This is a genomic window from Chryseobacterium sp. FR048 (assembly GCF_056844665.1).
Window position 1 is genome coordinate 296,946 of record NZ_JBXDSE010000001.1, and the last position, 12,423, is coordinate 309,368.

Here is a 12,423-nt window from a genome sequence, read left to right on the forward strand (position 1 = left end):
CTTATATATATTTATGGTCAATAGAAGTGTTTTAAGAAAACTTTCCAATCGTGAATTGGAAAATTACCTGCAGGAAGGAAACCGTTTTGTTCCCAAGGCCGTTCAAATAGCTTTTGAAATATTACTTGAAAGAGGACGTATTTTCACAGAACAGGAGAAAGTGGACATTCAGCGGTTAATTCAGCATAAAAAAGACGAGGAAGAAGCCAAAAAGAAGGAAGAAACAGAAGCATGGCAAGACCATGTTACAGATGATCCTCATGCTGTAAAGCTTTATTCCAGAACTGCGATCCTTGTGATCAGCATTTTCTTCAGTACAATTCCTGCATCCATTCTACTTTCTCTGAATCTTATAAAATTAAAAAAATATCCGGCTGCCATCCTTATATTGGTTTATGGATTTCTGTTCTTCATCCTTCAGAAATATATTCTGTTGTCCAATTTTGATTTCACCGGTCCTTCAAGGTTTAGCCCGGAAATAGGCATTATTGCTGCGGGAGCTATTGGGCTGATATTTCTATGGGTAACAACTGTTCCTAAAAAGCTTCCTTACCGTCCTGAATCTTACCTGCTCCCTGTCATCTTGTGTGCTGTAACTGCTGTCTTAATGTATCTATACTTTGAGGAATGGTTTTCCTATTATCCGTTTGCACAAGTAATCCGTCTTTTAAGATAAAGGAGCTTATTCCCGCTATCCACTTTTACTCCTCACGCCAATGCTTTCCCACTCACAAACCCTTATGCTCCCCAATCCATGCTGCGGGGTAACCGTTTCTATCGGGGCTAGGAAGAAGTACAAAATAAAAATTGTCACTCGGTTTACAGAATGACAATATATATGACTTGTTGAGCTTGCTTCTCTTTCGGTCAGCAATACTTCTAAGATTTATTTTTTGATCAGTTTTGCCAGATAAGAATCCTCATCCTTCATCACTTTCTCTATTTTGAATCCATTATTTTCAGCTGCATTTTTCAGTGTATTGAAATCAAGGTATAGCCAGGTGATTGGTTCCTCAGATTCTCCTTTATAATGAACTACATAATCCAGTTCACCATAATATCCGCCAGCCGGAATGTACACCCCGCCATCCTTATCACGGTCAAACATATAAAGAATATCCGTACTGTCTATTAAAATCTGTCCATCATCATTCAGTAAAGTATGCAGTTTTTGAAGATAGGTATCAATTTTCGCAAGGCTTTCAAAAACTCCGGTACCATTCATCAATAATAAAATGGTATCAAAACTTTCTCCTGAGAAATCAAGCATATTTTCACAAACCGCTTTTTTGATGCCTCTTAGCTTGCAAACCTCAATAGATTTCGGAGAAATATCTAATGCTAAAACATCCAGACCTCTTTCATTCTGAAGATATAAAGCATGAGAACCGGCCCCGGCACCAATATCCAGGACTTTTCCTTTGGATAGCTCCAGTGCTTTTTGCTCAATATCGTTCATTTCATCAAAATCTCTGAATAAATAATCTACCGGAAGTTCATCCAGTTCAGAAATTGACGTTTCAGTCTGCAGATCTTCAGGATTTTCATTGTGATAATAATCCCAGATCGCTCTGCCCATTAAATCTTTCATAGTGGCAAAGATACGGCTTCGGAGGGTAAAATTCAAAGTTTGAGATCCGGATTTTCGGGTGGTAGGATTTGCGTCGTTTTCGTTATTGTCTTATTTCAGAGATTCACTTTCTCTATCTATAGTTATATCAGCCTCGGTTTGGAATATTCTTTTTAATACTTTGTTTATGATATTATTATAACGCAACAGATCGCAAGATTTTTGTGGATACTTAATACGATCGCAAAGGCGTTTCACTCAGCAATCAAACAGCAATTGTCTTAGCTAAATGAAATGCCTTTGCGAACAAAATTATTGTCAAGTCTGATTAAAAAACTTTTGCGACCACAGCGTTAAAAATACTTGAGAATTTTCTTAACCCCAACCCAGGCTATGCTATCGATTCTTTTTCTTCACGTCTGTCTTCCTGTGATTCATTTTCGGCTTTACCTGCTTTCCAGTAAGAATAAGCATATAATTCCTGGGAGGTCCAGTTTTTCTCTTTTCGGAGATAGGTACGGATCTCTTTCACACTGGAGAATTCACAAGCTACGTACCCGAATTTCGAACCTTCCGGGATCTCTATACTTTTTACAGCATTTGAAATTTCACTGCTGATTTGTGGCTCAGCATTAAAAATCCATTTAAATTCAATATCAGCCTTCGTTTCAAGTTTCTGAACATCTTCTTTACCGTGAACCTCAATGATACAGACTCCTTTGGCGGTGGCCGGAAGGGTTTCCAGAATAGCACTCAAAACCGGAATGGCTGTAGCATCACCTACCAACAGATACCAATCTGCTGCAGGATAAAACTCTTTCCCATCCAGGCGCATCATGACTCCCAATTTTGAACCAACTTTGGCATTCCTCACCCATTGAGAAGCGGGGCCACCGTCTCCATGGTCTACAAAATCTATCATCAGTTCACTTTTCTCAAGATCAATTCCCCTGTGAGTATAGGTCCTGATGGCGGGAGCCACTTCTTTTGGGGGATACACCCATTCGTGATTTTCATCCAGTGTCGGAAAATGAACTTCATTCAGACCTGTAGGCGGAACAGCAATTTTATTATTGTCCCCCACAGTTGTATTGCTGAACTGCTGTACTTCAGGAGAATAAAGATAAACCCTGATAAAATGATCAGTGATGTATTCTTTTCTGGTCACTTCGGCAACAATCTGCCCTGTTGGAATTTTAGCCATAACTGAAATGTATTTTAAAATTAAAATCCGGTTTCCGATCAACATCAGAAACCGGATTTGTAGAAAGTATTGATTGCAGATTAAGACATTGGTTTCAATATCCTAATCCTGTTTTTAAAATTCAAATGTATAAGACATATTAAAGGTTCTTCCCCGTCCTTTATAATTAAACAGTTCCGGAAGTCCATACGTGGAATAAAGAACCTGAGAACGCTTGCTCCATATTGTCTGATAATCTGTATTAAACAAATTCTGAATTCCTAGGTTGAATTTACCCCAACTTAAACGATAACCTATCATCAAATCCGAAGTATTGTACCCTTCAATCACATTATTAAGCTCGTCCTTCTGTTTGAAATTCTGCAAAGACTGGAACCTGAACGACCAATTCTGCACATGATAACCGATATAGGTTACTAATTTTGAAGGAGAAGCATTTGAAATATCCTGTTTCTTCCATTCTCCTTTATTATCTACTTCAGACTTAATCAGCAGCCCGCTTGCTCCGAAATAGACTCCATTGTTTAAAGAATAGGAAACTTCAGCTTCGATTCCCATATTTCTTAATTTCAAATCATTAACCAAGATCTGGAATGTCTTCCTGTCAACGGTAACCGATTTATCTGAAGTACTTAAAAATCCGGCAATCTGAGCTCTCAATCCGCCTCTGTTGACACGGTATCCCACTTCAAACTGATTGGTTTTGATGGCCTGTAAAGGCTGGTCTTTTACATTGATGCTTGAAACGACATCCCAATTGGTCCCATTTAGTTTATAAGTACCGATTCCGTAGTATTTGGCAGGATCTGCAAGACTTACCCCTTGAGAGAATGTCCCCCAGGCCTGATGCTGCTCATTAAATTTATATAATAATCCAGCATTGGCTAAAGTAACGTTATAAGAGCTTTCACCTCCGGGAATTGCAGAAGCAGACTGTCCATAGCCCATTGCGATTTGCGTTTGTTGTTCTGACCCTACAAAATCATCTACTTTTACCTTAATGTTCTGATAACGAACCCCTCCGTTGATCTGTAATTTGGGAAGAATATTGTATTTTGCCTGAACATATCCCGCATAACTTTGGGAATGATTGACAGGGTATCTTCCTAAACGATATTTTGTTTCATTGGTCAATCCTCCGCTTGACATCGTCTTTGAAATATCATAAACTGACTGATTTCCTTCAAATTTTTCAAGGTCTACATCTACTCCGTAGGTTACATTCAAGCCTCTCCATGATTTTGATAATAAAGCCTTAAGCCCTGAATAATAGGTGTCCTGCTGTGAGGAAGACATGTAGGCAATACTGCTTTTCTCCAACTTTAAATTTCCGGGAAAAGGATAGAATCCCAGCTTCTCACCACGGGTAGCCAACTGTACATACAGATCCTGACCTCCAAGAATATCGTTTCCTGTATACGTGACTGTTCCCATATAACGTTCTGTCCCGATATTTTTATCAGAAGAGAATCCGTCTCTCATCTCAAGAAGTCCACCGTTCTTTTTAGTAAAAGCGCCTAAATTTTCACCCAGGAATAAACTTCTGTCCCCATTGAACTTAGAATTGTAATATTGTAATGAAGCTGTTATTTTATGTTTATTGTTGAATTGATACCCTCCTGTAGCCAGAACGTCTATCGACTGGTTATATTGAAGGTCGGTTTGTGTAATGTCTGTAAAAAGCTGTTTCTGGTCTGCTCCATACACTCCGCCGTTCTGCTGGTAGGCAACTCCCAGTCTTCCGAAGAATTTCTCACCTTTTCCGGCAATGGATTGTGCTGCACGGAAATCATGGTCATCTTTCCCCATAAATCCTGTACGTACCCCTAATTCGGTTTCACCACTGATTCCTTTTTTGGAAGGTGTTTTAGTGATAATATTGATGATCCCGCCGGTAGCATTTCCGCCATAGATTGAGCTCGCTCCGGAAAGTACTTCAATTCTTTCAATATTGAAAGCATCGATTGCATCCAGCTGACGGCTGATCGCACGGATACTGTTCAGAGAAACCCCATCGATCATTACTAAAGCTGAACGTCCTCTCATATTCTGTCCGTAGTTGGTTCTTCCCTGCGGGCCAATATCCATACTCGGAATCAAAATTGAAAGCATTTCTTTAATAGGTACCCCGTTTTTGGCCTGTTCCTGAATTTTTTCTTTCTGTACTACCCAAACTGTACCTGGAATTTCAGAGATCTTGGTAGGCTTTCGGGAAGCTACGATCACTACATCTTCAATACCTTTAGCGACTACAGAGTCTTTAGCAGTCTGGGAAAACAGTAGTCCAGATGCCATCAGACCTATGAATGCATATTGCTTTTTCATTCTATCTAATCAAAGTTTTTATAATCCTGCAAAAATAATTTTTATTTAGAAATAATAAAAATAAGAAAAGGTGAAATTTTTCATCTTTTTTATTTAAAGGTTGGAAGTGGGAAGAAGGAAGCTGGGAGTTATGGTTGTCGGTTAACAGCTATTGCTAAGTGTAAGAAATTTTACATAAAAGAAATTATGACAACTTCTATTTGTACTAATGACATCAATAACTTCCATCTTCCAGCTCCCTTTTTCCCAATTCCTTCCTCTATCCCTTAAAAAACGTAAGATCCCAATCCAACAAAGGACCAGGATCTCACTGTGAAAAACAAGGTATCTTCAGATCGCAGGCCCAGCTGCGTCTTTTATTTCTTCTAATAATTTTTTTCGTTCACGAAGTCTTCTTCTGGCAATAACGGATTTACCACCGAGAACTCTCACAAATCTGAAATACTGGAATCGTTTTGCTCCGAAATGGTGAGTCAACACATACAATAAGACTCCGAAACCAACCAAAATAATATACCCGAATATCTTTTTGGTCGCTATAATGATTGCATTAAGCTGAATTGCTTTCATATTGGCAGCAACATTCTGAGGGCTCACCGTCATTCCATCCATATAAACTGCAAGATCTCCTATCGCAGTAACCTGAAAACGATACTGGAACCACGCATATAGGGTTGAAAAGATCCCTACCGCAAGGAAAGTTCTCCAGACCAGCACAAGTCCTATGGCAGCAAGCATTTCATCCATTTCAAGCTTATCCAGGGTATAAAACCACACAGAAATGAAAAGAGAACACATTCCATAGCCTTTTAAAAACATAGGAAGATACCAGTTGTCATAGCTGAATTCCAATACCATAGAAAAATACATGATGATTGCATATCCCAACATTCCTGCGAATCCTGAGAAAATATACATTTTCAACGGTTTTTCTTTTTTGAACCAGAATATGGCGATCACACCGGCTACAATAATTCCCGGAATCATCAGTACGCTAAGTCTGGCATTCGTCACCTGGTCATATCCCAGTACTCCTACCGAAAAGGTATTCTGAATAGAAGCTGTTCCTAAAAACATTCCCAGCCAGAACAACATAAACAAACCATGCTGCACATTGTTCTTGGTAAAGATCTTGAATGAAAGATAAGGTCTCTTTAAAGTCAACTGGCGAATGCTGAGCAATGCAAAACTTACAAAAGCCGCTATACTGGCATTAATGATATTCTGTGAATTCCACCAATCCTGCTGTCTTCCGAATGAATATACATACGCTGAAAACATAAAGGTAGATATGAAAAGCAGAATACTCAGCCAATCGATATAATGTAGTGGAACTTTCAGAGCAAAATACTTATTATGCATAAAAATCCAATGGATCAATGCCAGGATAAGACACAGCACTGAAGTAAAAAGGTAATATTGCTGCCAGTTGTAAAGCAATGAAAACTCAGCGGAATAATACACCGCCACCTGATTCATCACCAGAACAAATGTATAGAACGCTCCATAGAATATCCCCCGATTCCCGATCATTACCATCAATGGGAGAAACAGTTCTATGGTGATCATCATTTTCATAAATCCGATCAGCAAAGAGGTAAATACGAAGATCATGGGCTGTAAAGTCGTGGCATTGATATACCCCATCAAGCCCAACAGTACTAATAAAAGCACCATCTTGTCTCTTACTTTGAATCTCATTTTGATTCTGAGAACAACAGGCATACAAGCCCCCATCCCTATTGTGGTCGCATAATTGGCCCACATAAAATATTCTGTCAACGCTCCGGTACCACTTACCAAATGGCTTATATTTCCCGTATACACCCCACCGAGAGGCATTACTACTGCAAGCAGCAATACGATCAGCAGCAGCTGTACAGGTTTGGGTACCCAGTCGCTATATAATCCTTTATTGTACATGATTTTTCAGATAATAGACTTTAGATAATAGATGTCAGATAATAGACATCAGATTTCAGATGGCAGACCTTCAACATTCGGGCTTAGCTTTCTTCGGCATAATGTCTGGAATCTGATACCTTTCATCTTTTAGTCTTTATTTATGTTCACGTTCATATTCATCCCTGCACTCAGCTTATCCAAATTTTCTTTTTTGTTGGAAGCGGTAAATTCTATTCTTACCGGGATTCTTTGCTGTACTTTGATGAAGTTTCCGGTAGAGTTATCTGTTGGTACACTTGAATATCTTGATCCTGTAGCAGCAGAAACGGCAGTTACTACTCCTTCAAATTTTTGTCCGCCCAATGCATCGGCTGTCATCGTTATTTTCTCACCAACTTTAATATTCGGCATCTGGCTTTCCAGGAAATTGGCCGTTACCCATTTCTGACCATTCAAAACAATGGTTGCCACCTGTTGCCCCGGCTGAATCAGCTGCCCTTCAGAAATCGTCCTCCTTCCCATTACTCCGTCATAAGGAGCTGTAATTACAGTATAAGAAAGGTTGATTCTTGCCATATCAAGAGCTGATTTTGTTCTTTTGATCTCAGCATCATTGATTCCTAATCTGCTTTTCACTTCGGTAGTTGAAAGATTAGCAGACTGCTTTTGATTCACCAGAGTTTCATAAGCCGCCTTTTGAGCATCATATTCAGTTTTTACCTGGTCATATTGCTGTCTTGTCACTGCTTCTGCAGCCAAAAGATTTTTATATCGGTTCAGATTCTGTTCTGCATTCCAAAGTCTTGCTTTAGCTCCTGCAATATTCGACTGCATTACATTGATATTGTTTGAAACGGTATTTACTGAAGAGCTGGTTGCTGTTTTCTGAGCCATTGCATTTTGATAAGCCGCTTCAGCCTGTCCCAGCTGTGTAAGAATTTCACGTTCATCCAGAATGACCAGAGTATCTCCCTTTTTTACTCTCTGGTGTTCAATAAATTTAATTTCTTTAATATACGCTGAAACCCTTGTATTGATCGGGTTGATAAATTCTTCTACCTGCGCTGCCTCCGTATACGTCTTATTTCCGATGTGGAAATATTCACGGATCAGCCAGAATAATCCGAAGCCAATCACCAGAAAAACTACGATATTGGAAATGATTGCCCGAACCTTATTTGTTTTATTTTTCTTTTTGTTGCCGTCTCCGCTTGGTCTTGCCGGAGTGGATGCTGTATTTTGAGTAGTTTGTTCCTTGTTTTCCATTGTGTTGATTTTCAGTTTAAAAAATTAAAGTGTTCCTGTAGATTTCAAAAGGTTATAGTATTGATACAAAACGTTGATTTCAGCGTTGGCGTAATCAAGCTCTGACTGCAGTTTCTGGTTTTGTGCGTCAATCATCTCCGCCTGCACTGCCAGTTGATTCAGATACTTGGCTTCTGTGATTTTGTAGTTTTCTTCAGCCAGTCGCTTGGAGTCATTCAGAATATCTGCCTGCTGAATCGCTTCCTGATATTTTGTATAGGCTGCATTTACTCCCATATCTACATTCTGACGAACCAGGGTCATTGCATCATTGGCCTGCGTCTTTTGCAGTTCACCTACTTTTACTTTTTCCTTTGTTCTATACAGATTATCTATATTGTAACTAAGAGAAACACCCGTCTGCCATCCTCCTGAATACATATCTAAGACAGGGTTTCTCGTAGTAATAGGTCTTTGTAAGGTATATCCACCAAATCCTGCCACTGTGGGCATATTATCTGTCTTGATGATTTCGATATTTTTATCGGCTACATCAATGTTCTTTTTAGCAGATTTCAGCAAAGGATTGCTTTCATGGGCAAGATCTGTGTAATACTCCATCCCTATTCCAGCTTCTTTGTTCTCAAGACTTTCAGTTGGGACGATCTCTGTATCAGCAGATAAGCCTAAAGCGACATTTAAATTATAATTAAGAATCTTTTTGTTGTTGGAAAGGGTAAGAATTCCCTGATCCAGGTTTTTGATGGCCAGCTCACCACGAATTACTTCATTTCTGGTCACCATCCCCTGCTGATAAAATTTCTGGATATTTTTAAGCCGTTCCTGAGCAAGTTTTCTGTTGTTCTGAAACACTTCTTCCTGATTCATGATTTTATACACGTCCAGATAGTTTGAAATCACTAAAAATTTCACATCCTGTTTATTTTTCTCAAGATCGAGTTCAGACAATTGCTCACGAAGTCCTGCCATTTCTATAGACTTACTCACCAATCCTCCCTTAAAGATCAGCTGGGTAGCCTGTACAGCATAAGAACTTCCGTAATGTGGCATCGGAACTTTTGTAGAATTTGAAAAATCTTTATCAATTGCTACTGCATCCCCCAAATAGAACTGGCTTGTAGAAGCCGTAATGGTAGGCAGTTTCTGAAGCTTGGCAACATTGATATTCTGTTTGGCAATATCAATATTCTGGGCAGAAACCTTCAGCTGCTGGTGATTCTGAACGGCCAGTTCGGCCACTTCACCTGCAGTCATCTGTTTGATCTGTTGGGAAAAAAACAGCGCAGGAAAAGCTGCTATCAAAACTGATAGTGCTGTTTTTATTTTCTTTGTCATTTTACCTTGTTTTACAGATGCAAAGTTAGGAGAACAACAAAATCAATCAAATGTTTGATTTTTGGAAAAAGATGTTCAAATGTAAGATTTTAGTTTTCGAACTGATGTCTGTATTGTCTTGGACTTACTTCCAGATGTTTTTTAAAAAAATGGGAAAATGCATATTGATCGCTAAAACCAAGGATTGAAGAAACCTCAGACACCGGTTTATTAGAAGAGTTTAAAAGCACCTTCGCTTCATTGATGACGATCAAAGCTATGATATGGCTTGCTGTTTTCCCTGTCACCTCCTTCACTACCGACGAAAGATGTCTGGTTGTAATCGATTGCCTTTCGGCATAAAACTCTACTGTTCTTTCCGTAAGATGATGTTCTGCAAGATCGGTAAGAAACACAAATACGATTTCTTCCTGTCTGGACATCTGGTTCATAGAATTGTTATCTTCTTTGGAAATAATCCCGGCCATCTGATAGCAGAAAACAGAGAAAAGATGTTCCACCATTTCTTTTTTATACAGCATTTCAGTCTCAGAATCCAGAATATATTTAAGAAAATTGACACTTTTCCAGACTACTTCCATTTCATTTTCAGGAAAAGGAACTCCTCTATTCATCTGTTGTCTGAAATAACGATATGTAATCAGCCTATTGAATTTCAAGGACAATGCGGAAATAAATTCTCTTTTATAGGAAACCATTCTGGACTGAAAATCATCAGTTACTGATATTACTTCATAAATGGTCTGCGGATCGGTGACCATAAACATATTGGCAGAAACCTCCAGATCACTGAAATGCTGACGAAGTTTTATGGTTCCGGATTTAATAAATATAAAAGCTGGGTTTTCGGGACGAAAAGGCTTGTCCACGGCAATTCTTTCGAAAATATTGCGTTCCGTAAAAATATCGACTCCAAATTTTTCCAGGGCAGACATAGCACAAATGTAAGCAATCTTATCACTGATTACAAAATTTTATTATTTTAGCGTTTATCAAATTCATGCTCCTATGAGAAAGGTTGATTTATTATTTGCAGAGTATAGCAAAAGCCATAGAAACGCAACCAACAAATTGATTCACTGGATCTGTGTTCCGCTGATCTTCTGGACAATTCTCGGATTTGTTTCTCTTATTCCGTCTCCTCATCTATGCGTCTCCTACTTCGGCTGTATCAGTATTGTAAGTATCATAGCCATCTTTCTTATCACTTTTTTCTATTTAAGGCTATCATTACGCATCAGTGTTATTATGCTCATTCTCACATTAGCGGCAGAACATTTCATCTATCTTACCAATATTTATTTTGAAAAACAATCCTGGATGGTTTATCTCTCAATTTTCATTATTACATGGATTTTGCAGTTTATAGGGCATAAAATCGAAGGGAAAAAGCCTACGTTTCTTAAAGATCTTCAGTTCTTACTGGTTGGCCCTATCTGGTTGTTAGGTTTTATTCTGAAAAAGACTGGAATCAGGTATTAATGGTAAGAATATATTTTTATTCTATTGGGCATTTTATATAAGACATCTTTATAGGAGTCGTCGGGTTAATATTCTTTAACTTAATCGTTTTACCAGCTTTAGATATTTCAGCTTTTGGAAAAGCATTTTTAAATATTTTAAAAGTTATGACTGCAGGTTCATTGCTCTTTATCTTATCAAGATCTTTAAAAGCGTCCAAGATTTCCTGACCGTCAAAAGTACAAAAGCTGTGATAATGTTGTTCATTTCCCCATTCAACCGCAACACTTTTCGGAATATTTCTTAACAGAGCATTTTCAAGGGGCGCATTTTCCGGTCCGATTGATTCGCTTTCAAAAGTATAGGCTAAACTCTCTAAAATTTTCTCAGAGCCTTCAATTTTTATTTTCCATACATATTTTTGAGTAATAATATCTGAATAATCAGACACCCTCCTTAGCAAAGAAAGGTCATAATCTTCCTCATTTAAACGTCCTGCATCGACCAGCATTTTTAATGTTCCCGTAATTTCTTTTGCCTGAAAACTCAGTATTAATTTTGGTCCAATTTTTTCAGATTCCGGTTGTTCAATTTTCAAAGAAATCTTTCCGCCCGATTGAATCTCTATCTTCAAATCTGTTTCGAACTCCTTATTTTCTAAAGAATTATCTATTTTTTCCAAAGGAAGCTTTGCATTTAATTGATAAAACTTATTTTCTTCAACAGAAAAATATTTAATCGTTAAAGAATCTGGTAAGAGTTCATTTTGTTTCCCAAAAAAAGCAGACTCCGATCCCTCTTTGGAAAAAATGGATTTAGGAGAATAAGGGTCTAATCTGGTTACAGTCTGATTAAAGCTATTGATTAAACCAGCATCAAGAATTTTCAGCATTCCGGATTGTTCATCTACCGAATTAGGCTTCACACTGATGATTTTTGCCGACCAGTAGAATTTATCAAGTTTCTTTTTTTGAAGTAAGGTAACTCCATAGAAAATAAGGCCTGCTATAAAAATACCCGCCAAACAAAAATTAAGATAATCTATGACCTTTTTTTTCATGCTTTAATGTTGATAAGCCCTTCCTAAATCTCCTAAATAAGACAATGTTACAAACGCCAGAAGGGAAGCTATTACAATAAAAAAAGTAAAATATCTGAATGATTTTTTATACATGGATTCTCCGATAAACCTATTAAGAATAACAGAGATGGCTGGAATAAAAAAGCAAACAAAAGCAAGATATAAGCCCTGTGCCATCTCAAACTCAAAGTCCAGATAATCCATATATTTCATAAGCAGCACCTGAATACAAAACAATAGAAAAACAGTAAGAAATGGGTTGTTCTTCATCATTAT

The 12,423-nt window shown here is 38.1% G+C and carries 11 protein-coding genes; 2 read left to right on the forward strand and 9 right to left on the reverse strand.

The window, feature by feature from the left end:
* Positions 1–13: 13 nt before the first annotated feature.
* A complete protein-coding gene (locus AC106K_RS01295) occupies positions 14–676 on the forward strand; it encodes a hypothetical protein (protein WP_482443011.1) in 663 nt (220 codons plus the stop codon).
* A 210-nt stretch (positions 677–886) separates the two neighbouring features.
* Here AC106K_RS01295 and AC106K_RS01300 read toward each other — a convergent pair whose 3' ends face one another.
* The 7 genes from AC106K_RS01300 to AC106K_RS01330 form a co-directional block, all read right to left on the reverse strand.
* A complete protein-coding gene (locus AC106K_RS01300; RefSeq protein ID WP_482443013.1) occupies positions 887–1,591 on the reverse strand; it encodes a class I SAM-dependent methyltransferase in 705 nt (234 codons plus the stop codon).
* Positions 1,592–1,961: 370 nt separating this feature from the next.
* Positions 1,962–2,774, reverse strand: coding sequence for a siderophore-interacting protein (locus AC106K_RS01305; protein ID WP_482443014.1), 813 nt, complete (start codon positions 2,772–2,774; stop codon positions 1,962–1,964).
* A gap of 114 nt (positions 2,775–2,888) precedes the next feature.
* Entirely contained in the window at positions 2,889–5,099 is a 2,211-nt protein-coding gene (locus AC106K_RS01310; protein WP_482443016.1) for a TonB-dependent receptor, read from the reverse strand.
* A gap of 330 nt (positions 5,100–5,429) precedes the next feature.
* Positions 5,430–7,022 (reverse strand): MFS transporter, encoded by a 1,593-nt coding sequence (locus tag AC106K_RS01315; RefSeq protein WP_482443018.1) that lies wholly within the window; start codon positions 7,020–7,022, stop codon positions 5,430–5,432.
* Between the two features lie 129 nt (positions 7,023–7,151).
* Complete coding sequence (locus AC106K_RS01320) at positions 7,152–8,270, reverse strand: HlyD family secretion protein (protein WP_482443019.1); 1,119 nt, start codon at positions 8,268–8,270, stop codon at positions 7,152–7,154.
* 24 nt (positions 8,271–8,294) lie between these two features.
* Positions 8,295–9,605, reverse strand: coding sequence for a TolC family protein (locus AC106K_RS01325; RefSeq protein WP_482443020.1), 1,311 nt, complete (start codon positions 9,603–9,605; stop codon positions 8,295–8,297).
* An 89-nt stretch (positions 9,606–9,694) separates the two neighbouring features.
* Positions 9,695–10,540: a helix-turn-helix domain-containing protein gene (locus AC106K_RS01330; protein ID WP_482443021.1), complete on the reverse strand. Its 846-nt coding sequence runs from the start codon at positions 10,538–10,540 to the stop codon at positions 9,695–9,697.
* A 73-nt stretch (positions 10,541–10,613) separates the two neighbouring features.
* Here AC106K_RS01330 and AC106K_RS01335 point away from each other — a divergent pair, with 73 nt between their 5' ends.
* The gene (locus tag AC106K_RS01335) at positions 10,614–11,087 is read left to right on the forward strand and encodes an Mpo1 family 2-hydroxy fatty acid dioxygenase (RefSeq protein ID WP_482443022.1); all 474 of its coding nucleotides are present in this window, start codon (positions 10,614–10,616) and stop codon (positions 11,085–11,087) included.
* Positions 11,088–11,103: 16 nt separating this feature from the next.
* Here AC106K_RS01335 and AC106K_RS01340 read toward each other — a convergent pair whose 3' ends face one another.
* Positions 11,104–12,126, reverse strand: a complete 1,023-nt coding sequence (locus tag AC106K_RS01340; RefSeq protein ID WP_482443024.1) for a hypothetical protein — start codon at positions 12,124–12,126, stop codon at positions 11,104–11,106.
* A gap of 3 nt (positions 12,127–12,129) precedes the next feature.
* On the reverse strand, positions 12,130–12,420 hold the full coding sequence (locus tag AC106K_RS01345) for a hypothetical protein (protein WP_482443026.1): 291 nt from the start codon (positions 12,418–12,420) through the stop codon (positions 12,130–12,132).
* Positions 12,421–12,423: the final 3 nt, after the last annotated feature.